Annotated in this window: 22 protein-coding genes and 2 pseudogenes; 16 read left to right on the forward strand and 8 right to left on the reverse strand. The window is 32.3% G+C overall.

The features are described from left to right. Window positions 1-61 precede the first annotated feature (61 nt). Window positions 62-946 (forward strand): AAA family ATPase, encoded by an 885-nt coding sequence (locus HMPREF9225_RS01980; RefSeq protein ID WP_050748301.1) that lies wholly within the window; start codon window positions 62-64, stop codon window positions 944-946. Beyond that, window positions 939-2,633: a vWA domain-containing protein gene (locus HMPREF9225_RS01985; RefSeq protein ID WP_008901262.1), complete on the forward strand. Its 1,695-nt coding sequence runs from the start codon at window positions 939-941 to the stop codon at window positions 2,631-2,633. Before HMPREF9225_RS01980 ends, HMPREF9225_RS01985 begins: the two co-directional genes overlap by 8 nt. A 446-nt stretch (window positions 2,634-3,079) precedes the next feature. Here the strand turns inward: HMPREF9225_RS01985 and HMPREF9225_RS01990 are convergent, their stop codons facing one another. From HMPREF9225_RS01990 to HMPREF9225_RS10435, 4 genes are all read right to left on the reverse strand, one after another. Continuing rightward, a complete protein-coding gene (locus HMPREF9225_RS01990; protein ID WP_008901263.1) occupies window positions 3,080-6,421 on the reverse strand; it encodes a DEAD/DEAH box helicase in 3,342 nt (1,113 codons plus the stop codon). Beyond that, complete coding sequence (locus tag HMPREF9225_RS10425; protein WP_008901264.1) at window positions 6,418-7,050, reverse strand: hypothetical protein; 633 nt, start codon at window positions 7,048-7,050, stop codon at window positions 6,418-6,420. The genes HMPREF9225_RS01990 and HMPREF9225_RS10425 overlap by 4 nt, the downstream gene beginning before the upstream one ends. 170 nt (window positions 7,051-7,220) lie before the next feature. After that, window positions 7,221-7,439 (reverse strand): Eco57I restriction-modification methylase domain-containing protein, encoded by a 219-nt coding sequence (locus HMPREF9225_RS10430; protein WP_008901265.1) that lies wholly within the window; start codon window positions 7,437-7,439, stop codon window positions 7,221-7,223. Further along, entirely contained in the window at window positions 7,436-8,356 is a 921-nt protein-coding gene (locus HMPREF9225_RS10435; protein WP_008901266.1) for a hypothetical protein, read from the reverse strand. Before HMPREF9225_RS10435 ends, HMPREF9225_RS10430 begins: the two co-directional genes overlap by 4 nt. 300 nt (window positions 8,357-8,656) lie before the next feature. Between HMPREF9225_RS10435 and HMPREF9225_RS02005 the strand changes: the two genes are divergently transcribed. The 3 genes from HMPREF9225_RS02005 to HMPREF9225_RS02015 are packed head-to-tail and all read left to right on the forward strand — an operon-like array spanning window position 8,657 to window position 11,459. Beyond that, on the forward strand, window positions 8,657-9,475 hold the full coding sequence (locus HMPREF9225_RS02005; protein ID WP_023060323.1) for a tRNA 2-thiocytidine biosynthesis TtcA family protein: 819 nt from the start codon (window positions 8,657-8,659) through the stop codon (window positions 9,473-9,475). Then, complete coding sequence (locus HMPREF9225_RS02010; RefSeq protein WP_008901268.1) at window positions 9,465-10,229, forward strand: exodeoxyribonuclease III; 765 nt, start codon at window positions 9,465-9,467, stop codon at window positions 10,227-10,229. Before HMPREF9225_RS02005 ends, HMPREF9225_RS02010 begins: the two co-directional genes overlap by 11 nt. Window positions 10,230-10,238: 9 nt before the next feature. Beyond that, entirely contained in the window at window positions 10,239-11,459 is a 1,221-nt protein-coding gene (locus tag HMPREF9225_RS02015) for an FprA family A-type flavoprotein (RefSeq protein WP_008901269.1), read from the forward strand. A gap of 83 nt (window positions 11,460-11,542) precedes the next feature. On the opposite strand, the gene HMPREF9225_RS02020 is transcribed toward HMPREF9225_RS02015, so the two are convergent. Then, window positions 11,543-12,367: a polysaccharide deacetylase family protein gene (locus HMPREF9225_RS02020; RefSeq protein ID WP_040551266.1), complete on the reverse strand. Its 825-nt coding sequence runs from the start codon at window positions 12,365-12,367 to the stop codon at window positions 11,543-11,545. Between the two features lie 92 nt (window positions 12,368-12,459). On the opposite strand from HMPREF9225_RS02020, the gene rlmD reads away from it, so the two are divergent. The 8 genes and pseudogenes from rlmD (at window position 12,460) to HMPREF9225_RS02070 (ending at window position 20,054) form a co-directional block, all read left to right on the forward strand. Beyond that, a complete protein-coding gene (gene rlmD, locus HMPREF9225_RS02025; protein ID WP_008901271.1) occupies window positions 12,460-14,058 on the forward strand; it encodes a 23S rRNA (uracil(1939)-C(5))-methyltransferase RlmD in 1,599 nt (532 codons plus the stop codon). A 357-nt stretch (window positions 14,059-14,415) separates the two neighbouring features. After that, window positions 14,416-15,365 (forward strand): annotated as a pseudogene (locus tag HMPREF9225_RS10440) (IS3 family transposase); the annotation flags it as partial. 398 nt (window positions 15,366-15,763) lie between these two features. Continuing rightward, entirely contained in the window at window positions 15,764-16,243 is a 480-nt protein-coding gene (locus tag HMPREF9225_RS02045) for a Csac_0668 family 2Fe-2S cluster-binding (seleno)protein (RefSeq protein WP_000700631.1), read from the forward strand. 470 nt (window positions 16,244-16,713) lie between these two features. Beyond that, window positions 16,714-16,773 carry an erythromycin resistance leader peptide gene (locus tag HMPREF9225_RS10610; RefSeq protein WP_180754023.1) on the forward strand — a complete coding sequence of 20 codons (60 nt, stop codon included), beginning with the start codon at window positions 16,714-16,716 and terminating at the stop codon, window positions 16,771-16,773. 57 nt (window positions 16,774-16,830) lie between these two features. Next, entirely contained in the window at window positions 16,831-17,562 is a 732-nt protein-coding gene (erm(A), locus tag HMPREF9225_RS02050; RefSeq protein WP_000810833.1) for a 23S rRNA (adenine(2058)-N(6))-methyltransferase Erm(A), read from the forward strand. Window positions 17,563-17,986: 424 nt separating this feature from the next. After that, window positions 17,987-18,676, forward strand: coding sequence for a hypothetical protein (locus HMPREF9225_RS02055; RefSeq protein WP_000039974.1), 690 nt, complete (start codon window positions 17,987-17,989; stop codon window positions 18,674-18,676). Between the two features lie 15 nt (window positions 18,677-18,691). Beyond that, window positions 18,692-19,075: a hypothetical protein gene (locus HMPREF9225_RS02060; protein WP_001027813.1), complete on the forward strand. Its 384-nt coding sequence runs from the start codon at window positions 18,692-18,694 to the stop codon at window positions 19,073-19,075. A 649-nt stretch (window positions 19,076-19,724) separates the two neighbouring features. Continuing rightward, window positions 19,725-20,054, forward strand: coding sequence for a hypothetical protein (locus HMPREF9225_RS02070; protein ID WP_000359188.1), 330 nt, complete (start codon window positions 19,725-19,727; stop codon window positions 20,052-20,054). 73 nt (window positions 20,055-20,127) lie between these two features. Here HMPREF9225_RS02070 and HMPREF9225_RS10445 read toward each other — a convergent pair. After that, window positions 20,128-20,364, reverse strand: a pseudogene (locus HMPREF9225_RS10445) (hypothetical protein); the annotation flags it as partial. Window positions 20,365-20,526: 162 nt separating this feature from the next. Continuing rightward, window positions 20,527-21,507 (reverse strand): site-specific integrase, encoded by a 981-nt coding sequence (locus HMPREF9225_RS02075; protein ID WP_000009490.1) that lies wholly within the window; start codon window positions 21,505-21,507, stop codon window positions 20,527-20,529. 595 nt (window positions 21,508-22,102) lie between these two features. On the opposite strand from HMPREF9225_RS02075, the gene HMPREF9225_RS02080 reads away from it, so the two are divergent. Next, a complete protein-coding gene (locus HMPREF9225_RS02080) occupies window positions 22,103-23,257 on the forward strand; it encodes a hypothetical protein (RefSeq protein ID WP_000687657.1) in 1,155 nt (384 codons plus the stop codon). A 222-nt stretch (window positions 23,258-23,479) separates the two neighbouring features. Further along, window positions 23,480-23,836, forward strand: a complete 357-nt coding sequence (locus HMPREF9225_RS02085; protein WP_000599722.1) for a hypothetical protein — start codon at window positions 23,480-23,482, stop codon at window positions 23,834-23,836. Between the two features lie 68 nt (window positions 23,837-23,904). Here HMPREF9225_RS02085 and HMPREF9225_RS02090 read toward each other — a convergent pair whose 3' ends face one another. Further along, window positions 23,905-24,501: a hypothetical protein gene (locus HMPREF9225_RS02090; protein ID WP_000711069.1), complete on the reverse strand. Its 597-nt coding sequence runs from the start codon at window positions 24,499-24,501 to the stop codon at window positions 23,905-23,907. 140 nt (window positions 24,502-24,641) lie between these two features. On the opposite strand from HMPREF9225_RS02090, the gene HMPREF9225_RS02095 reads away from it, so the two are divergent. After that, entirely contained in the window at window positions 24,642-24,815 is a 174-nt protein-coding gene (locus HMPREF9225_RS02095) for a hypothetical protein (protein WP_000282420.1), read from the forward strand. Window positions 24,816-24,874: the final 59 nt, after the last annotated feature.

A 24,874-nucleotide genomic window follows, 5' to 3' on the forward strand; every position in this document is an offset into this window, starting at 1 on the left:
TCAGGCATTGATGTCTTTAAAAACCTATATAGTAAATGAAATAAAAAAGTCGAGAGATAAGATGAAAAAATTATATGAAAAAATAGATGAATTTAAAAATAAATATCCCATTGAAAAGGAATTTGAAAACAGAATTCCAGAACCAAAGTTTTTATACATGGGAGATGCAATCTTAGAAGAGGCAATTGCTGCCATACTTGCAGGCAAAAACATACTCTTAGTTGGCGATAAGTCCACCGGGAAAAATGTCCTAGCAGAACATTTGGCATATCTTTTTGCCCGCCCAATGTGGAATATTTCCTTTCACGTAAGTGTCGACGCATCAAGTCTAATTGGTGATGACACCTTAAAATCAGGAAACGTAATTTTTAGAGAAGGACCAATTTCTCTTGCAAGTAACCATGGCGGCTTTGCTGTCCTTGATGAAATAAATATGGCAAAAAATGAAGCAATGGCAGTGCTCCATTCAGTTCTTGACTATAGAAGAAGGATTGATATACCTGGATACAAACTAATAAACGTTCATCCTGCCACACGCTTCATAGCAACTATGAACTATGGCTACGAAGGCACTCGCGATCTTAATGAAGCACTTTTATCAAGATTTGCTATTATTAAAATGCCAAGGATTTCAGATAGTGACCTTAAACACTTAATAAAAACTCACCACCCAGAACTTAAGGAAACTTATATAAATGACATTGCAAACTTTTTTAAAGACCTAAAAGATAAGGCTTTGGCCCATGAAATTTCTGACTCAGCTCCAGATCTTAGGGGTATTTTTGACGGGCTGGATTTAATAAGGGAAGGCCTTGAATTTAAGGAAGCTATGAGACTTTGCCTGGTAAATAAGATTTTCGATGACTATGAGGCTGACCTCATTGAAGACTTATTAAAAGCACGTTTCCCAGAAAATATTTACCAAAAAGACATTTCAAATGAATAAAAATCAAGATAAAATTTATGAAAATCGAATATTTAACCTTCAATGGGCAGGAGCCACGAGTTATGACTTTGATAATTTTATCATAGGCGAAAATATCGATGGCAATCCTGATTTTTATCTAAACCTAATTATTGGCATTGCTGTAAAATACTTGGGACATAGAGAAATTGAAAATCTCATTAACTCTTGGACCGATAACCCAAGGCGTGAGAAGTATGACCTTGGTCTAATCTATATGCTTGAAGACTTTGCGTATAATAAAGAATTATGTAAAAGACCAGTTTTGGAGTCTTTGAGAAAATCTTTTGCAGAAAAATTTCTCGCCGACAAGTACGACCTCCAAAGGAGGAGCCTTGCCATAAGGCAAAATCAAATGTATAGGCTTGAAATGCTCAGGATGAAAGAAATCTTAGGAGTAAGTCCTGGGAGAATTTCTAAAAAAGACTTAGAACTCTATAAAAATCTAAGATTACCAGAAGATACAGACAGGACTAATTTAGAAGAAAGAGTCCTTGATCTTTTTAAAACCTATCTTGGCTACAAGGAAAATGACATTCTTAATAGAATTCCATTCATAAAATTTTCTTTTTTTGAAAGTGCAGGCAGGGTAAGCCTTGAAAGGTCAATTATGCCGTCAAGTTTTGCAGGCAAAAATCAAAAATCTCACGGTTTAAGAGCATTTATCTTGAATTTTAAAATAAAAAAAAGAAGAGAAAGCCTAGACTACATAGAAAAAACCTTTGGCAGATCGCTATTTGATGAAAAAATAAGACTGGGAATAGAAAGAGACCTGTGCACCGGTGGGCACAAAAAATCTAGACTTTTTTATACGAGAGGAATCACAGAAAATGATAAGTACCTCGACCAAGATTTAAATAAAAAAGCTATTGAAAGACACCTCTTGAAATTTAAGGCAAACCAGGCATCCTACATGAGAGCCATCAGTCTTTTGTCCAAGGAAATAAAACTAAAAATTAATCTAACTTCTTCATTTGATGAAGATATAAGTGCAAGGGGAAAACTCGCATCTCGCCTTGCATACAAGGCAGAAATATCGGACAGGGCAAAGATTTTTAAAAAGAAAAATCTTGTAACCGACCCTTCCATGAAGGTGGACCTTTTAATCGACGGATCTGCATCTCTGCTTGATAAGGAATCAGAAGTAGCCATCGAAGCCTATATCCTTTCTAAGTCTTTAGAAAACAACTCTATCTTAGTTAGAGTAATTTCCTTTCAGACAGTAGGAGATTTTACAATTTTAACCATTTTGAAAGACTATGATGAGAAGGCTGAAATCAAGAAAATCTTTCGTTTCAAAACCATGGGATGGAATAGAGACGGGCTCGTCTTTCGTGCATATAGGGCGATACTTAATAAAGATATAGGAAATACCTTAAGCTTAATTTTAACAGATGCCAACCCTCAAGATTTAAAGCCACTAATTACCAAAGGCTTTAGGTTTAACAAGCCCTACCAAGACGAAGTTGGAGTTGAAGATGCCAAGAAAAATATAAATGACCTTAGGAAAAAAGGACTAAAAATTGCAGCAATAATAAGTGGCAGACATACTGACAACGCTAAAGAAATCTACAGGTCGGATTTTATAAAAATAGATAAGGCAAGCTCAATAGCAAGGGTCTGCGGCAAATTTATCAAAAAACAAATACTATCCATAGAGAAAAGCTGAATTCTTCTTCAATCGAATTCAGCTTTTAATTTTAAAAAAATCTTACTTTCTTCTTGAAAATTCTAATTCATTCCTGTAGCGGAAGCAATCTGCTTCCATCAACCCTTATACTAAACTATTTTCCCTCAGCCGAGCAGTCGAGTTCTACAAATCAGCCTTCGCTCCGCTTAGCTTCTTTGGAACTCTTTGCATAAGACCTGCGACGAAATCAAAGATTTCGGCTATGGCTTTAACCCGTACGACAAACTTTATTTCAATTCATCCATGTAGCGGAACCTTCCAGGTTCCACAGCCGAAAGCTACAATGAACTTCCCAACTACAGTCACCCTGAGCGAACGCAGTGAGTCGAATGGGTATAACCTCCGAGGGTAAAGTCCTTACGAATGATTATAAAAAATAAAAACACCAACCTAATTTTAAATAATAGGTTGGTGCAGAATAAAATTTAATTATTATTGTCTTCTTCAAACTCTGGATATACTTTAACTAAATCTTTCTCGAATCTATCTTTTTGAATACTATCCAAAGAGTCTAGCAACCTTAGATTATGCTTTTGAATATTTACATCGTCACTAAATCCAAGTATAAAATTGCTGGCTATTTTATAAATTATCTCTGTTGGAGCAAGACCATATACTTGTTTTCCAAATATATGATTTAATCTTTCGTCTCTTTCGGGATAAATTTTCTTTATTTCCTCACTTCGATACAATCTTTTTACTATTTCAGTTATATATAAGCCGGATTTCATATATGGATCAATAAAAGTAAAACAAGGATTATCGAAACAACCAGGATTTTCTTTTTCTAAGAGATCTAACATCTCATTTACAACCTTTTTAGGAGTAAATATTTGATTTGTTTTTTGTGGTGGAATATAGTCGAAAATATCCCTTTTTACATTCTCATCAAAATAGTTGGAAAGATTATTTTTCTTATTCAAGAATTCTTTTACAGAATCATCGAACACCCTCTCATCAAATAGATTTCCTTCATAATGTTTTATTTCTCCAGTCTTATCATCTTCGTAGTCAAAACCATCCCTAAGCTCTTTAAACTCATCAATGGTTATACTGGTCACATCTAAGAATACATCATCAGGAATTATTTTATCAAAATTTGCTAAAGTAGTATTATCATCTCCATATGCCATCAAAAATGATGGAATAGTTCTTGAAAAACCTCTAAGCCTATCTCTAATGTCATCTTCTAGGCTTCTTTTTTTCTTTTCAGCTATATCATTTTCTATAATATCAGCAGTAGATTTCGTAGAAAATCCTATCAGATCAAAATCGACAAGAGCCTCTTTAACCTTCCATTCAAACTCTTCATACTGTTTTTTACTAATCTCATTATACTTTATTTCAATCTTTGTAGACTCTTGAGAAGAAGTAGAAGCGTCTAGCTCTTTTTGTTTTTCGATCTCTAGTTTATTCTTATTTATCTCATAAGCTCCATATTCTTTTTTTACGATAGCTCCAACTTTGTCCTCTATGTTCTTTTTGATTTTTTTCTCTGTAGATCTGGACAAATTATTTTCGTAAGAAGACTTTGCGGCATTTACCACAGGTTCAACTATAGAGCTGCTGAAAGTATTTACAACATCAGTTAGTTCGATTTTTGCTGGTGGTTTCGTAGATACTAAATCTCCTGAAGCTTGGTCTATATTATTCTCGATTTCATCATAAACCTTAGGGCCGAAAATTTTTTGTTCAACACCGACTATCTTTTCATCGGTTATACGAACTTCACCATTTTCATCAAGGTCAAGATCGTCAGCAGTAGAATCATCAATAGGAAGTTGCCTGTCTCTAGGCTTTTTATAAGAATTTAATTTTCCTAACGTTTCTCTTACAACTTCTGGCGCCCTAAAAATATTAGAAATATTTGCAAAGAGGAAGTTTGACATAAAACCACGGTTTACAACTTCAACAGCTTTAATCTTTCTTGGAATACTTAATACCTTTTCAGCATCGAGCTTAATCATAACTCCATTTTCATCCTCGCCATAAACAGGGAAGAAATTTAAAAGTTCTTTAACATGTTTTTTTCTAGTGTCATCATCTCTCCCACCGGCAGAAGTAGTAGGAGAAAGATCATTGGCAAATTTTTCAAAAATATCTAGAGTTCTAGCGGGATCAAAGTCAAAAATATAAGCGTTTTTCTTTCTTAGGAAATTAACACCATGAGTAAATAAACATGGATTTTGAGCTCTGAACGCAGCTTGCATATAAAGAGAAGGAGATTTCATATTAGCTAGCATTAATACAGCAGTCCACTCTGGAACAGTTATACCAGTAGTAAGCTGACCAACGGATAAAGTAATAGTTTTTTCGTAAGTGTCAATAGCTTCTTTTACCCTAGCAAGAGATTCTTCAGTTATAACTTCATCATCAGTCTTACCATCACCAGCAGCAAGAACAACCTTGTATTCTCTAAAAATTGGATTCATTTCCAGCTTTCTCTTGAGAGCCTTTGCAGAATCAACTCTGTTTAAAATCCAAAAAGAATGCTTAATCTCATTTCTAAGCTCAGGTGTAGAAAAAGGAAATTTAGTTCTATTTTCATCCGTTAGAGCATCCAAGAACTTATCGACATCATCGTTATATATAAATGCTCCTCTCTCATCAGTAGAGAAGAATTCGTTGAGGTCAAAAGCGTACTCAACCATCTCTCCATCAAGATTAATACCATCATCAAGTTTATCTCTAATAATATCAGAAATTTGATAAGTAAAAAGATTTAGTCTTGGAAGAATTTCATAAGGATTTTCATCTAATACATCACCCTTCCAATTAACTTTCATTCTTTGTTCATCGGCATAAGTCCAATTATAGATAGCATCATCTGGAAATTTTTCATTAGCTAAAGCCTTAAAAGGAGTACCAGATAAATGTAGAGTATGAGCCCTACTAATTTGGTTAAAAGCCTGGTCAGACTTGTAAGTGTCCACACCTTCATGAGCCTCATCAATAATGAGGATATCCCAGTCAATATCATGAACCTCTTTAAGTTTAGTCTTGTCGCCACCAAAATAAATAGACCCTTTAAGATCTTGAAGACTGACAAACTCAATGAAGCCTTTTATCTCATTAGCATTAATTCGATCTAGGTACTCTTCTCTACTGAAGACATATTTTTCATCCTTAATAGCATCGACACGACTAATAAAGAAGTAATCGGCATCAGGACCAATGAATTTAATATAATCGTCATACCAAGACTTAGCAATAGCAGGTCTATTAGTTAAGATTAAGATCTTTTTAAAGCCCATCTTCAGACAGAGATCGTAAGCAGTCAAAGTTTTACCGAATCTAGGCTTAGCATTCCATAAAAACTCTGGATTTAAGTTGTTTTTAAAATATTCTATAGTCTTTTGAACAGCATCTTCCTGTTCTTCTCTAAGCTTATAAGAAACAGGCTTAATATTTGACTTAGTGATACCTCTATTTTCCTTAAATTCATCGAACTTATTCTTAGCAATCAAAGGGTCGATCTTAAACCACTCGAGTCCAGCTTCTCTTTTAATATTATTATTCTCTAAATATTTATGAAAATCAGAATCTCTAAAAGTTTCATTTGTACCTTCAAAGATAGCGTTTTTCTGCCATTCAAGATTGTATTTAATACCAGCAGTAGTCACTTGTTCTCTGATCCTAGTATCGGCATCTCTTTCAGTAAAGCCAATCTTAGTCCACCCTTCATGATAAGTGACGCCTGGTGTAGTATAGGCATAACAAATAGGGATTATAGCCTTTGTAGTATCGATTTTTGGCGCAGTCATCATACCATCTCCTGTACTTTTTCTTCAATAAATTCAATCTCTTCATCAGTTAGACCATACTTCTTGTATAATTGCTCATCAATCTCATGAATAGATTTAGACCAGTCGATATCTGAGTTTTTTGTAAAAACTTGCAAAGGTACATATTTCCATTTGCTTGGAGTAATATCTTGCGTAACTTTTAATATTGATAGTAGAGCTCTACAAAACTTAGTTTTTATATATTTTTCTAAATTTAAAGCTTCTGCTTTTGAAACAAAGCTACCTATTGATAAAAATGATTGTGTATGACCTTCATTAGGGTTTGCTAAAATCATATCTGGAAATTGTTCTCCGAATTTACCAGTACCAACGGCTTTTGGTATTAGAAGTCTATAAGAGGAAAAATTATCTGGTTTAATAATATACTCGGAATTTACAAACAAAGAACATCTTTTTTGATTAAGTAAACCATAAATTTTTATAGGATTGTCTACTAAATTAGTGTCTTTGAAAAAAATTATATTTTCTAAATTATCAAAAATATTTGTTCTTAAATCAAAAGATTTGTTTATGATATCTTTATAATTTTTATAATCTTTTTTTATATTTTTTGAAAACTTATAAGGAACACCTTTTAGAATTATGTCCATTATTGATTGATTAGTATTCGATATTATTTTTTCTAGAAAGCTATCAATAATTTTTGAGCCTGTGAAAATACCTGTTTTACCAAAATCCTTTTCGCTGCATCGTATTGTTATTGCAACGCCACCTTTTATATCATTTTCGGGGAAGAACTTTTTAGGATTTTCTTCATATCTTAAGACTTTAAATGCTTATCATTTAAAATTTTTCTATTCCATTTTTTTGGTGTTTGTCCTGCATTAAATAAAAATCTAGAGGGATGAATAAGAAGTGTGGTCTTCGCAACTTTATATGATCCTTCCATGAATAAATGATATAAAGGCTTACGTCTACCATTATTTTCTGTTTCTTCATCAAAAGGCGGATTACCTACAACAAAATCAAATTTTTTCATATTATCTCCTTTAGTGACGCAAAGGTCTGAGACCTATTTGCTCTCCAATCATATATCCTACAGGCTATTGGCTCCTTGTAATCATCTTGTGCAAATTCTAAAAATGAAAGTTGATTATCTTGATTTGCTGGAGCTCCATAGGGAACGCTATCTGTAAGTCCATCCATTTGCCAAACATTCCAAGAAATAATATTGGCAAGTTTATCGAGTATCGATTTCGGCACATCCTCGTCCCATCTTTTTTCAAAATATTCTACAAATGTAAGAAGAATATTTATCCTAGCTAGCAACAAACTATCTCCCTGATACTCATATCCATAAGATGCTTGAACGGCTCTTATAGCCCAGTCTATCCAATCTTCTTGGGTTGAGGTATTTTCATTCACTATTCTTAGTTTTCTATCTAGGATACCAATCCTATTTATAGTGTGTTTAATCAAGTGGCTAGTTGCGGCGTCATATCTAGAAACTAAGTAGGGACCTTCACCGCAAGTTATCTCCAGTCTTGGTGAATCGACATATTCTTGCCAGGTTTTGCCTTCTGGAAATTCTATTTTCTCTCTCGCCGGCTCCCAGGTGGTGTCACTCGTTATATTAAAGACATTTTCTCTACCAAACCACACTTCATCGCAATAATTATTCATGTAATTTACAACCCAAGAAGGTGTGTAGACCTCAGCCCTTTTACGCGTTCTCTCTAGTTGAGTCGATTCACTTTTACTAGTTCTAGGCTCTAGGACAAAACCACGAGAAAAGATATAGTCTTCAATATGAGCCTTATCATCAAAGCTTGGACCGAAATCTTCATAATTATTTGTGGCCCATATTATATTTTTTTTTGTAGATTTATCCTTTAGCAAACGCTTAATCGTTAGCCTGACAGGATAAGAATTAAAATCTATTAATGGTTGTTCCATAATATCCTCAAATCTATTTAAAATGTTAGAAGTAACTTAGTTACTATTATTATAACAGTTTTTGATGCAAATAACGTGTTAAATTAATATAATATAGTTTTGAGATGAGAGATCCTTCTACTCCAAAGGCTAACACCTTTTCCACTCAGAATGAACACATGTGGTTAAGTCCTTGCAAATAAACAATAAAAACCCAAACCCAAAACAAAACAATAATCCAAACTAAAATAATTATTTGTGGTGACGCATTATAGAATAAAAACTACCTATATGATAAAATAAATTTATATGGGAGAAAAAATGGTAAAATCACAATTAGAAATAGAAAGATCACTTATTAAGACTTATAAAAAGAGAATCTGGACCAAATTTATTAGGGCAATAAAGGAATACGAGCTCGTGGAAAAGGGAGACAAAATAGCGGTAGCCATCTCGGGAGGTAAGGATTCGCTAACTCTTGCAAAACTATTCCAAGAGCTAAAAAAACACAAGAAATTTGATTTTGATTTGGAATTTATTGCTATGGATCCGGGCTACAAGAAGGAAAAGTTGGATCAGATGCTTTACAACTGCGAAAAACTTGGAATTCCAGTCAAGGTTCACCAGTCAGATATTTTCGAAGTTTCAGAGAGAATTGCGGGAGAAAATCCTTGTTACATGTGCGCTCGTATGCGTAGGGGAAATCTATATGCCAAGGCTCAGGAGCTTGGTTGCAACAAGCTTGCCCTCGGACATCACTTCGACGATGTCATAGAAACTGTCATGTTAAATATAATCTTTGCAGGAGATTTCAAAACCATGATGCCAAAACTTAAGGCACAAAATTTTGAAAACATGGAGCTTATAAGACCGATGTACCTAATTGAAGAGGAATCTATTATAAGATTTATGAAATCAACTGGGCTTACTGCTATGGATTGCGCCTGCACAGTTACTTCTAAAAAATCTGGCGGTTCCAAGAGAGATTATGTAAAACAACTGATCAAAGAACTTAAGAAAGAAAACGAAGTTGTCGGCATAAATATTATGCGTGCAACGGAGAATGTAAATATGGGTGCGATTTTAGGATTCAAAGATAATTTAGGCAAGCACTCATTTTTGGAGAGATATGATGACTAAGAAATTTGTTTCGTGGAATGTAAACGGAATTAGAGCAGCTTTAAAAAAGGGTTTTATGGAATCTTTTGAAGAGTTAAATCCTGATATAATTGGACTCCAAGAGATAAAACTATCTGAAGGTCAACTTGATTTAGAAATTCCTGGATACCATATGTACTGGAACTACGCAGAGAAGAAGGGCTATTCAGGCACTGCAGTCTTCACAAGAGAAGAACCTCTAAGCGTAAGTTACGGTATTGGAATCGAAGAGCATGACAAGGAAGGCAGGGTTATTACTCTAGAATACCCAGAATACTACTTCATCACCTGCTACACCCCGAATTCACAAAGAGGTCTTGCTAGACTCGATTACAGAATGGAATGGGAAGAGGCTTTTTTAGAATATTTAAATAGATTAGATGAAGTTAAGCCGGTAGTTCTCTGCGGAGATTTAAACGTTGCTCACAATGAAATAGATCTTAAAAACCCAGAATCCAACAGAAAGAACGCTGGATTTTCAGATGAGGAAAGAGATAAATTTACAAAACTATTGGAAGCGGGATATACGGACACATTTAGATACCTATATCCGGACAAAGAAGACGAATACTCCTGGTGGAGTTATTTTAGACAAGCAAGAGATAGAAACATAGGATGGAGAATCGATTACTTTGTAGTTTCAAAAGTTTTAGAAGATAAGATAGTGGAAGCATCCATTCACCAAAATATTATGGGCTCAGACCACTGTCCAGTAAGCGTGGAATTAAATTTATAGGAGGAAAAAATGAAACAATTTAGTCAACAGATAACCGATAAACTTTACTACATCGGTACCAACGACAGAATCACAGAACAATTTGAAAATATGTGGCCACTTCCAGATGGAGTAGCATACAATTCATATATAATCAAAGGTTCAAAAAACATACTACTTGACTCAGTTAAATCTACAACTATTGAGGAATGTATTAGAAAATTAGACGAAGTACTAGAAGGGGAAGAGCTTCACTATATAATCGTACATCATATGGAACCTGACCATTCATCAGGAATCCCAACCCTACTTTTAAAATACCCAAACTGTAAACTAATCGCCAACAAGAGAGCGGTTAAAATGCTTGAAAGTTACTATGGAATAAAAGAAGACGAATTAATAATAGTGGACGATGGCGAAACACTAGAACTTGGAGACACAAAACTAACATTCTACCACACACCAATGGTACACTGGCCAGAATCAATGGTATCCTTCGAAGAAGAAACGGGCACACTATTCTCACAAGATATATTCGGAGCATTCGGAACTCTTGACGGAGCAATCTATGATGACGAAGTAGAATTCGATAGATACTACCTAGAAGAAATGTCTAGATACTATATAAACATCGTAGGTAAATATTCAGGGCAAGCGCTAAAAGCACTTGGAAAACTTGGTGGACTAGACATCAAGATGATCTGCCCAGACCACGGCCCAATCTGGAGAAATAATACAGAAAAAGTAATCCAAATCTACACAGACCTAGCAAACCAAAAGACTGAAGACGGAGTTGCTATCATCTTCGGAAGCATCTACGGCAACACAGAAAGAATGGCACAACTAATTGCAAAGGGAGTAGCGGAAGAAGGACTTACAAATATAAGGATGCACGACGTAGCCAAGACACCACAGTCCTACCTACTAGCAGATTGCTGGAGATACAAGGGAATCATCCTCATCTCATGTTCATATGACAAAGCACTATTCCCACCAATGTCATTCTTAACAAGCGAATTAAAACATCAAAAGATGAAGAACAATATTTGGGGCATAGCAGGCAGCTACTCATGGAACGGCGGAGCCCTTAAAGGACTAAAAGAATTCGTTGAAGGCGAAAAACTAAACGTGCTACCACTAATGCCAGAAGTGATGGGAGCAGGCTCAGAAAAAGACTTTGAAGACTTAATAAATCTTGGAAAGATGATGGCAAAGGCAGTAAAAGAAGGAAAAGTTCCAGAAGCAGAATAAAAATAATGGGAGGCAAGACCTCCCTTTTTTGTTGCACTTATAAATTCAAAGCAAAAAACCAGAGTATTTGCTCTGGTTTTATATTATTTATCTTTAGGCGTGATAAGTTTCACGAAATGTTTAGGATCAGTGCTCTTTTTAATATTGAACCTGTTGATTTTGTAAGGATCTAGATCAAAGATAGAGCTTGCATTTTTCTTCGCACCTAAGAAACCAAGTTTCAGACCACTTTCTTTCACCGCTTTAGATACTATTTCGTCCCCAGCCATACCGCCAGGATAGGCAATAGCCACAGGAAAAACAGAAGAGTGGGAATAGATGAGATTATTATTCCACACGAGATCTTCGTAGATTCTCTTGTAATAATCGTCATCGCTTTCTCCAGGAGACGGAGTTGAAAAAGTAGTCTTGCCCTTATGAGGGCCGTCGAGCCTTAGATCGTGAGAATTGTAAGTGTGGCTTTCAAAATCCACAAGACCGCTGTTTGCCATCTCCTCTACCATGTCCCAAGTCAAGAATTGATCACTAGAATCGACAAAAGCACCGATAAGAAAAATCGTCGCCTTTGCATCATACTTCTTTAAAATTCTATACGCGTTGGTATAATTGTCCCTATAACCATCGTCAAGAGTAATCATGACAGGCTTATCAGGCAGATCCATCTCCTTATTGTAGATTTTGTAGAGATCCTGCGCAGTAATGAAAGTAAAATCATTTTTCTTAAGCTCCGCAATCATCTCCTCAAACTTGTCGGGATCCAAGTAGTATTCATTTTCCATGTTATCTATTCCGTGGTAGGTCAAGATGGGTATATCACCATATGAAACCTTGTGAATAAACACATAACTATATAAAAATAAAAGCCCAGAAAGAAGAGCTAAAAATACAATAATAATAAACTTTTTCATAATATCACCAAGTAAATTATATACATAAAAACTCGAAGATTCAACATTCAAAACATAAGCCTCGATGTGATAGAATAAGAACAGGAGTGAATATGAATAAAGAAATAATAGCAAAGATAACAGAAGTAGATTTCCCAAATAGATCTACAGTAGAAATAGAAGGTAAAAAATTTAAATTTAAAGGCGGACTACTAGGGCAAGAAGTAAAACTCTACAAAAAAAACAGAAGAAAATTAATATATAAAAACGTAGAGAAACTATCGCCACTAGAAACAGAAGAAAACTGCAAGTACCAAGGAGTCTGCGGCGGCTGCACATACCAAAACTTCAGTTACGAAGACGAAATCGCCTACAAAGAAGAAATGCTAAAGAAACTGCTAAGAGAAAACGACATCGACGCAGAAGAATTCTACCTAATCAAAAGTCCAAAGTACAAAGAATACAGAAACAAAATGGAATACACCTTTGGCGACGAAGAAAAAGACGGACCATTGGCGCTAGGACTGCACAAAAAAGGATACTTCCACGAAGTTGTAGACATGGATAAATGTTTAATCGTCCATCCAGACTTTGACAAAGTGAGAATAAAAACTAGAGAATACTTCCAAGGAACCTCATTTTACAATAGAAAAACCCATGAAGGAGTCCTAAGACATTTAAGCCTAAGGCGAACCATATCGGGAGAAATGCTCATCAACCTAGTCACATCGTCCCAAGAAGAAATAGACATAGAAAACTATGTAAAAGCGATGCTAGAACTAGATTTAGAAAGCGAAATCAAAGGAATCCTCCACACCATAAACGACAGGATGTCCGATGCAGTAGTAAAAGACGAGCTCCACATACTATATGGAAGAGACTACGTAGTAGAAAAATTAATGGACATGGAATTTAAAATAGGACCATTCTCATTCTTCCAAACCAACACCTATTCAGCAGAAGTCCTGTATACAGAAGCAGAAAAAATCTTAAAAGACAAAGGCGACTACCTCTTGGACCTATTTTGCGGCACAGGAACCATCACATCCATCCTCGGCAAAAATAGAAAAGAAGCCCTAGGAGTAGAAATCGTAGAAGAAGCAGTGGACTCAGCAAGAGAAAACGTAGAACTAAACGGACTAAAAAATATAAAATTCATCCCAGGAGACGTCTACGAAGTAGTAAAAGAATTGGAAAATATGTACGATATCATCGTCGTAGACCCACCAAGAGCAGGAATAGGGAAAAAGGCAATCGAAAAAATCACAGAATTTGGAGTAGAAAATATCCTCTACATCTCCTGTAACCCGGTGACATTTGTAGAAGATATCAAAACATTTAGAGAATGCGGATATAAAGAAAAGTCAGTCCACGGCGTCGACCAATTCCCAAGGACAAACCACGTGGAGACGGTAGCTCTGTTGTACAAACTAAATACAGAACATCATTTAGATATAGAAATAGGGGAAGATGAATTATCTGAAATTGACTTTTCAAAAGACGCAACTTATGGAGAAATTAAAAAGTATGTGTTAGATAAATACGGACTAAAAGTTTCAAGCCTATATATTGCACAAATAAAAAGGAAACATGGTCTAATAGAGAGAGAAAATTATAATTTTAGTAAGAAAGAAAATCAAAGAGTGCCAAATTGCCCAGAAGAAAAAGAAAAAGCAATCGAAGATGCTTTAGAGCATTTTGGAATGATTTAAATAATATCTAAGATTGAAAATTTTAAAATTAAGACTTAAAAACTTTAAGATTAAAAAGATATGTACTTCTTATATAACCTAAGAAGATTAATTGAAAATCAGGGGAACGATGATGGTAAAATAAAAAATTTTAACAACTAAAGAAGAATTAGGCATTAATGCCAAAGAGGTTTTTATGAAGTTAAAAATACTGAAAAAGACTTGTTAGAATTGAAAATTTTAGATCATTGTGCAGGGTTTCGTGTCATAATAGTGATAGAGGCAAATAGTTATGTAAATATAAAGAGTTCAAGACTTCTACCAAAGTTTAAAACTCAAAAAATAAATAGTTGGTGTGCTGCTTAGAGTAACCATTTTGATAATGTGGATGCGAAACAAAAAGAGATAATCAGACTTCGTAAAAAATTGAAACAGGTTGAAATGGAGAATGATATTTTAAAGCTAGCTGCACTACTGTTAGGCAAAAAATAGACCTCATTATCTCGAACCGAGATAAATATAGCATTAGTGCAATGTGTAGACTACTTGGGGTCACAAGAAGTTTAGTCTATTATCATTTGAACAAAGAAAAAGATGTGAAATTAGATGAAGATGAAAAACTAATAGAAGAAATAAAAGAAATATTCAGAAGAAGTAGAAACAACTATGGAACACGCAAAATAAAAAAAGAACTAGGGAAAATTGGATATAAAATATCGAGAAGAAAAATAGGCCGAATAATGAAGAAAAATGGCCTAGTCTCAAACTATACAGTAGCACAATATAAAGTAATAAGATCCAAATGCAACGAAGAAGACATCCCTAACCTTTTAAATAGATAATTTGACAATAGAGACTATTTAGAAGCAATAGTAAGAGACCTAACATATGTAAGAGTAGGAAAAAAATGGAATTATATATGTTTAATAATAGACTTAAACAGCCGTGAAATAATAGGATACTCATCAGGTAAAAACAAAGATGCAAATCTAGTAGCAGAAGCATTTTACTCAATAAGGCAGCCACTAAATCGTATAAAAATATTTCACACAGACAGAGAAAGAGAATTTAAAAATATAAAAATAGAAGAAATATTAAAGGTATTTGGGATAAAAAGATCGCTAAGTAAAAAAGGAAGCCCATATGATAACGCAGTAAGCGAAGCAGTCAATAAAGTAATGAAGACAGAATTCATATATCAGGAGAACTTTACTAATTTCCAAGAACTTAATCTAAAATTAGCAGAATACGTATATTGGTATAATAACCTAAGAATTCATGGATCTTTAGGATATAAAACACCAGTAGAATATAGAAAAGCAGAATAAAAAGCTCTGGAAGTTTCATAAATTAAATAAAATATATGAACAGACTGTCAAGGGCAAATTTCAATGAAATTTGGGCGAAGCCTTTACCCTTGATTGTCTGAGAATATATTTTATAATCTAAAGAAACTTTCAAGCTTGATAATGTTCGGTTATAAATTGTCTAAAAAAGGGTTGCCATTCCATGTATTTGGGTTCATTAGAAGAATGCCGAGCAATGGGTAACATGACGCTGATGTGTTTATACACAAAAAAGCTACACGTGCGTTGGCTGACAACAGGGAGCTAAGTAAATTAACACCAGCTAAAATGTTTGACGCTATTAATAAATGACAAGTATATGAAATTGGTTTTACCTAGTTTAAAAAAGAAATTATAATGAAAATATGGAGGCTAAGAATATGAAGATTAATAATGAATGTTGTTGTGGATGCAAAACAGAAAAGCCGGATCAAATTAAAGACAATTGTCCTGTATGTAATAATGAAGGGATTTCCGTTAGTAAAGTAACTGTTGAACATCTAGTGGTAGATGATTATCGTAATGCTGTTAACGGAGATCAATATAAGATTTGCATGAACGAGGACTGCGACGTTGTTTACTATAACTTAGATAATGAAATAAAATTCTTGAAAGACCAAGTTAGAGTTCCTATCTGGTTTAAGAAAGATGCAGATCCTAAGTATGCTTGTTATTGTAGCGAAGTCACAGAAAATCAGGTAATTGAAGCAGTTGTAAAGCATGGCGCGAAATCCGTAAAAGAAGTAAATGCCATCACTGGGGCAATGAAAAATTCTAATTGTAAAGAAAACAATCCGTTGGGAGTTTGTTGTCATAAGATTATTCAGGAAGCTATCGATAAAGGCTTGAAAATGAAATAATTACAGTCGATATGTTCCTACAAACGAGAGCCAATCTTTGATATGTTTCCATCTACGAGCGTGGATATGTTCCCCATAACCTTAGGGGTTGAGAATGCAGTTTTGATAGCTATCAAGGCAACTCGACACACGTTGAAGCAGCAATTCTGATGACGTATTGTGGTTTGGACAAGGAATAATAGGAGTCAACCACAACATGTAGTGGTTTGAGTACGAAAATCGGGTCAAAAACAGGCTAAAAAATACCGTTTTTTGACCCTTTTAAATAGGGCATTTGACAGATGACATTTGATGTTTCGGGATTAAAAATCCATAGGGTGAGGTAGATTAGCACAGAACTTTATTGAATAGAGAAATTAAAAGTGATATAATCAGTTGCATAAGGAGGAGTTAAATATGTGTACATGTATTGCAGTAGTAGATATTACTTTATCTCATTTATAATGAAAAAAATTAAAGGAGGTAAAGGTATGGGTATGTTTTCTATATTTGTTATTGAGAGATTTCATTATCAACTAAACCAAAAATAATTGGTTATAATGAGCTCTTAAGATTAGTTCATTATAACCGGCAAGGAGAAGGTTATAATGAAACAGAAAAACCCGAAAAATACGCAAAATTTCATTACATCTAAAAAGCATGTAAAGGAAATATTAAAATATACGAATATCAATAAACAAGATAAAATAATAGAAATTGGGTCAGGAAAAGGACATTTTACCAAGGAACTTGTGGAAATGAGTCAACGGGTGAATGCTATAGAGATTGATGAAGGTTTATGTCATGCCACGAAAAAAGCAGTTGAACCTTTTCAGAATATAAAAGTTATTCATGAGGATATTTTGAAGTTTAGCTTTCCTAAAAATACAGACTATAAAATATTTGGTAATATTCCCTACAATATTAGTACTGATATTGTAAAAAAGATTGCTTTTGATAGTCAAGCGAAATATAGCTACCTTATTGTAGAGAGGGGATTTGCTAAAAGGTTGCAAAATACCCAACGAGCTTTAGGTTTGCTGTTAATGGTGGAAATGGATATAAAAATTCTTAAAAAAGTGCCACGAGCATATTTTCACCCTAAGCCTAATGTAGATTCTGTATTGATTGTACTTGAAAGGCATAAACCATTTATTTTAAAGAAGGACTACAAAAAGTATAGATTTTTCGTTTATAAATGGGTAAACAGGGAATATCATGTTCTTTTTACTAAAAATCAATTAAGACAGGTGCTGAAGCATGCGAATGTTACTGATCTTGATAAATTATCCAATGAACAATTTTTGTCTGTTTTCAATAGTTACAAATTATTTCAATAAATTAAAAATAATTAAGCGTTCTCTAACTTTAAGAGAACGCTTAATCTTATTACATTGAAAAATGCATTCTATTATTTTCAATTATTATGATATAACATAACTATCATTTTACTTATTTGCATATTTGCACGAAAATATAGTTATCGACGACTATTCTGATAATAGCAACTAATATAGTCAATGATAACTCAAAATTTATTGATATAGTAGGTATATGTGCAACTAATTAATGAAGAAATAATATTTAAAGGAATTTGAAATGTAGCAAATAGATGTATTAGAATATCTGATATTCTAATACATCTATTTGTATATAAATCAAGATTAAATATCGAGAATATGGTGGCGAAGTTTAGGTCAACTAAAGACCAATAAACTTCGTCATTTTTTTATGCTTAAAAATAGAAAGAAAGGATTGGGAACAATGTCAAAATTATTTATGTATGGTACATCCTTGGAAGGAATAGAGCAATTGATGGTTATGGTTCCAAATTTCCAGCCAAGAGGAAATGGAATAATCATCAATAATTATTTTAATTGCCAAGGGGGTGATGGAGATTGCAAGATTGGTGTGATTAATGTTGATGATGATTGTAAGGAGTGTGGACACATTGGTTCAAACTTCAAAATCAATGTGGATAGATGTAGATATAAGGATCTAGTCAGAGAGTGCTTTGGAAAGATAAATAATTATTATTTAAAGGAAAGATTAGAAAGTCTAGCAAATAATTTCAAGGGGGAAATCTTTTTAAATCATAACCACAAAGAAAGATTCTATAATTTTCTTCGAAACCAAGATCTAGATATTCATGATATATCCCCAAGATTTATTGCTATCCTATTTTTACTTACTGCCGATGAAAATCTATGGAAGGTTTCTGAAAATCATATTTTAAATGTTAAGTTTGGCTTAAAACAAATATGTCTTCGGGATATAGATACCAATGGCTATGCCTTATACCAAACTGCAAAGACCCTATCAACTGGAAAGGAGTGTATAAGAATCAATGAGCTAGCAGATAGGGAATTAATAGATGACTATATATTTAAATCAATAATTAACTCTGCCTTAATCAATAGATACGGGACAGAGTTATTTTTAATTAATAAATAGAATGGAGGAAAAAGATTGAATATAACTATTAAAAAATCAAGGGATGATGATAAAAGAAAAACCATATGGATTCCAATGGAGGAAGATAAACTACAAGAGGTATGCAATGAATTAGGAATAGAAATGAGTACAAGGTCAAACTGTTATATAGAAGGCAGTAGGGATGAAAGATTTTCAAATATACTGGCTGATAAAAATGTAAATATAGATGAACTAAACTATTTAATGAAAAGATTTGATGGGTTCAGTCCAAGGGAAATAGAAAAGTTTTGTGCTGCGACCTTTACAGAAGAACCTAATACAATGGCAGATTTAGTAAGCCTAAGTTTCAACTTGCATTGCTATAGCCTTATAAATAACTTCAGCGATTTTGATAAGCTAGGCAAGGATCTATATTAAACTGAGAAAATGGCAGTAGCAACTAAAGAATTAGATGAACTAGATGGAGAAGAATATGCAATGGAAGTAATAAAAAACAATAAAAGTGCTAGAGTAACTCCTTATTTCGTCTTTTGACTCATCAAGTATTTTTAATATTCTTGGTGCCTATTTTTGTATTAAATGTAATAAATGAAAAGTTTATATGTATACAGAAAGACTATATGGTAATATATTCAATTAACGAGAAAAAGAATATTAGAAAGATATTTTATATTATTTTGGGGACTGAATTAATATTTTATATTTTGGGACAAATTTTTTTTCAAGGAATTAATTATTTTATAACAGGTGAAGTGTATTTAATTAGTATTAAGTTTAATGTATTAACAATTTTAGAAATTCTATCTGCAAGTTATATAGTTCTATCTATTTTATTACTATTAAAAAAGGATTTGTTTACTTATATAAACTATTACATTTTATTAATGGTACTTTTAGTAGTTAATAGTGGATATATTACATTTCCGATGACTATAAAAGTTTTAAGTTTACTACAACATGATTATATAAAACTACTACTATCAAGAACATTTTTGTTTTTGTTAACCTTCTTTATTTTTAAAATGTCTCTTAAAAGATATAGTAGTAAATTTTATGGTGGATAATAATGGATAAATTGGCATATATTGGAGTTATAAATCATGATGAAAATGTTGAATATCCATTAAATTTTTCCAGTGATGGTATTTATGAAGTTGTTTGTAAATTTAATGGTGGATGTGAAATAAAAATCAAATCAAGTAATTATATAGATGCTCATGAAATTCATAAAGATTATTATAAATTTCACATTAATGTTTTTCTGCCAATTATTGGACTAATAGGTTTAGTATATGGGGTAAAGGAAAAGGATAAGTTGTTTATGGCATTAAATATCCTTTTGATTTTATTACTTCCTATAACAATGTTCGTAGGTCATCTAGTAGGATCTCCTTAAGTAATATAATAAGCTTAGAGTAAAATTTTGTAAATAATCTTAAAAAGATATAAGTTTATCTGCTTATAGCATTTTATCTCTCCACTTCCTTCCCATAAGTGATTTTCATAGTTTTTCCTATACTGAAAAAGGTCAGAAAATTCTTCTTTATTCAAAGAATGCTCTTGCATAAGGGTATTCTTTTTTATTGCAACTTATCGAGTCTGATTAATATTTCTTTTATGTTTGGTAATATTTTATAGATTTCTAAAATTTCATTAGTAGCTATTTTATAAATAGAAAGTTCGATATAATACTTCTCTGTAAATTGGTTTTATTCAGTTTTTTTACATTTTTATACTTCATGATGTAAGATCTTTATTTCAGTTTCAATTTTTTAAAATTTATTCAGTGGATGTTGTATATCATAAGAAAATAACTAGCTTTAAATCAATTTCTCCAAACCTAGATTTTATATCTACATCTATTTATTTTAGTACAGATAAGATTGAGCGATTACATCAATACGATTATGTCCTAAGTATTTGCTGGTTATTAACATAGCTTTTCGATCTAATATTTCTCCAGCTCTATCATTTCTCATGATGTATCTTTCTCCTCCTTCTGAAATTAAACCACCAGGTATTTCATCTATTGGTCTTGCATAATGATTATAAATTCTCTTGGCGTATACTGCTCTGTAGTGGTGGTTGTCATAATGAGAAGGTAATTTTGGTGCTATTTTAAGCTCTCCAGCTTCTTTAAAAATATTTATTATTTCATCTGTTTCTTCTTTATCTTTGCCCATGATTAAAGCTAAGCGTTTTTTTCCACCTTTTCCTTGTCTAACTTTTACATAATATTTTCCGTTGATTTCTTTTAAATCAACCCCTCTTACAGCTTCCATTTCTTTTTTTCTTAATCCTGTAGAGCTTGTTATTTTAGAAAATTTTCTTTCTAGCTCTTCTGATATGTGTTTATCTCTTTTAGCTTCATATCGACTTCTTTTAATTGATTTTCTTGTCCTTGGAGCTGTCGCTATAAAGTTTGTAGATGATGTTCTTAAAACCTTTGCTATAGCTGATTTAGATGTGCTAATTGAGTAAGCAGATAAGTCTTGATTTGTTAAGTTTTTCAGATATTCATTTACGTGTTCTGTTTTAACTTGTTGCATTTTCTTTATTTCAGGATAATTTTCTTTCAAAAATTCTGCAAATTTATAACATTGTTTTTTGTATGTCTTATAAGTTGTAACGCTATAAATTTTATTTATTGTTGTAGTTGATAAATCATTTTTATCGTCATTTCTTGATGTACTCATACCATCATTTAACATTCTTGTTAATCTATCATAAATCTGATTTTTTAAAATGTTTTTTTGCTTTCTTTTATCCCATTTTTTAGTTTTTTTCTTTTCTTCATCTATTATTCCAAATTCTTTGTTAAAAGCTTTGTTTGTGATATTAAAAGACATAGAATGCTCCTTTCAAATATATAACTATCTTTTTAAAATTAAAGCTCTTAAAAACGATTCTAGAGCCTTATTTGTTACTCTAATTGTTAAGACTAAGCTTTTTATACTACCGAGTCCGTAGAAGCTTCTAAGTTGTCCAATCTAAGACAAAACACATTTTTTAAAGAGCTTGGCTTGCTCTAAAGTACACATTTTTAGATTGATAGCTTGGCTTGCTATTTAATGCTTTTGTAAGTGAATTCCTACACTATACATTTTTTTACATACTTAAAATTTTTGCTCTATAAATCTTTTTTATTTTTTTCTTACTTCATATTTTGCGACTTCCTCTCTTTGTTTCCTCATTTTTGATCACTTATCTTTTTTATTTTCTCCATACCATCAATCTTCTATTTATAATTTGTCAGAAAAGGTTCTTAATAACAAAAGAGTTTAAAAACTTATCCTTGGTAAATACCCTAAATCTGTTTATACGTCCATAAATGGACCGTATAAACAGATTTTATTTATTGGAAATCCTGTGTAGAAAATAAAAATATTAAATTTTCTGACATATAAGAGATAGATTAAAAACTTTCTTTTATATGGGGGAATTATGAAAATAGAAAAAAACATCTTAGTAAGATATGAGAAATTTCAACGCATTGGCTTTGATAGAGTGAAATTTAAGAATGTAAGAGTTACCGAGTATGAGATTAATCACTTAATAAGCTTATATCAGAACTCATATGGAATAACGAAATTTAGTTATTATAGAAAAGAACTGAAATCCATTCGAATTGAAAGGGGAGGAATTGGGCGATTGGAGATAAGAAGAGAGAATTGTTGCAACATAGATTGTGGCTTATATGCAAGAATAGATTTTTCGCCAACGGACATTCTAGGACAAAATATAGAAAATTTTTCTTTAGAAGAATTAAAAGATGTGGTTGTGGAAATTAAAAATATATTATACGAAGATTATAAAATTGAGATAGACATATCAAATGTCATTTTTAACTATTGTGAAATTAACTACAATTATTTAACGACAGGTAATACTAAAGATTTTGAAGACCCATTACGTACTCTGGTTAGATTTATCCCGTATATGAAAATTTGCATAGATATTGAAAACCATAAAGAGAAAGACGGCTATGAATCCAAAACAATAACAGCACAAAATCAACGACATAAAATTACATTTTATGATAAATTAAAAGAAACAAAAAAGAAGCATAAAAATAAAGAAATCGTCATCGTTGATGAAAATGGAGAGATACTAAATGGGAGTATTTATAGATATGAGCATACAATAAAAAAAACAGATAAGTTTAAAGATTTTTTTGAAGAAACAAATCTTTTTAATTTAAATGAAGAAGTGTTTCGTCAAAAATTATTCTTATATTTAGAAAAAAATCTTTTTAAGCCATATGAAAAGCAAAAATTAATGTGTAGAGACCTTCTTGTGAAAGCCGTTAAAAAATATAGGGAAAAGGATCGAAGAGGAAAAGAGTGGGGAAGCTTAATGATTAGCGATATCCTAATTCAAGAAAGGCAATTAGGTTATCAAATACTTTTTGATTCAGATGATTTGTTAGAAATTGTTAGTGAAGTTTTTTTAAAAGATAAAAACAAAGGGCGCATTTTAGGATATATAAAAAGACTGTTATGCAAGGAGCCGTATCTTTATTATTCTAAAAATAAAAAAGAGAAAGTTGAAAATTTAGTTTATAGTATAAAAAGTCAATTTCATGACCTCATTAAATGAGGATAGAAGTGATATGTATTGTGAAAAAGGATAGATATTCGATTGGTGTAAGTAGTAGAATTTAAAGAAAGTATTACTCTCTTTAGTTAGTGTAAAAGATAAGTAGCAATCTCTTATAATAATAGGAAGAATTTTCAATGACGACAAGTTTGTTATTGGATATTAATTCTGACATATAAAGACTGTAAGAAGTAACTATATATATTAGGAAAGGAAATTATTATGATATTAGAAAAAGAAGAATTGTTGGATAAGGTTTTTAAAAGTGTAGTCATGAATATTATGTCGGTAGAAAAATCTATTTTAAGTGAAGAAGTGTGGCTAGATGTTGGAGGACACTATTATTGTGTAGATGGCGTCAGAGATATTTTACTAGAAAGAGAAGGTGAGTCACTTCAGTACTTTTTAAGCGATATGATAGTAACCATAAGATGCTATGCAGAAGTTTATGGAAGTTTTGATATAGAGCTTGATTTAGAGAGTATAGGCTTTAAAAACTTCATAAAGTTGTCCCATTTGTTTAATGAAAAATTCTTTAATAACTGGCATAGCTTTGTGTATGAGATCCAAAGAGAGTGACTAAAAAATTATAATTAAATCTAGTAAAAATAAAAGCTTGAGATTGTCTAACCTCAAGCTTTTATTTTTTAATTCACAGCTAAATCATCCACTATTAAATCCTCATAGTCAACTGTAATTTCATCATAATTTTTCCTTGCAGAGACTAGTATTGCCGATACGAAAACAAAGTCATTTATTTCGAGCGAAACATCATTTACACGCATGTTTTTAGAGTATTGAAGTGTAATTACTTGCTCTCTATAGTCTCGCACTTGAATCGTAATCCAATTATTGAACTCTTTGATGCTTAAGATAGAACCGCTAAGAAAAACTCGTGAAAATGGGTTTTTAAAAGAAAAACCTATATTTTCTATTTCAAAGGCTTCTGATAACAAAGTGTTCTCTAAGACTATTTTTTCACCAAGAAAATACTGTTCTTTTCTACCTTCATATAAATAGGGAATGACAGGGCTTTTCACAAAACCTGTAATATAAACAGTTTGATTCATTTTAAAATCATGAATATCTATAGATTCAAAGTATACTTTCATATAATTTGGCTCTCTTTTCCCATTAATAAAGATTGTTAAGTATGGATTTCTTTCCTTAAAACCTCCTTTTCCTACAATCCTTCCGCGGCAATAAAACTCGTTTAATAGTGGAATTTTCCTATCTTTTTTCATTTTTTACTCCTTTCTTCAATTAACTATTGAATATATGCATTAAAAGATTTTCAATAAAAAAGTCTGTGTGGAGAAAAACACGAATCAATACTTTTTTCTGACATATACAAGGTGAAATCAAAATTAGGAGGCAATTTACCTTGTATAATAAAAATAGCGTAAAAGATTGTTCTTATGAATTAGATGGGTTGGCACGTCTCTTACAAGAATTAATAGAAAAGTATGCAGATCAGTTAGATTTTGAAAAATTGGAAGTACCGCCAAGATGTTCAGAAAAAAATAAAAATGAGGATAATATTAATTCATCGGATTAGGTTATTGTATTGACTTTTATATTATGATTTATGTAAAATATAGGTATAACTATAACGTG

The organism is Peptoniphilus duerdenii ATCC BAA-1640 (genome assembly GCF_000146345.1).
Taxonomy (GTDB): domain Bacteria; phylum Bacillota; class Clostridia; order Tissierellales; family Peptoniphilaceae; genus Peptoniphilus_B; species Peptoniphilus_B duerdenii.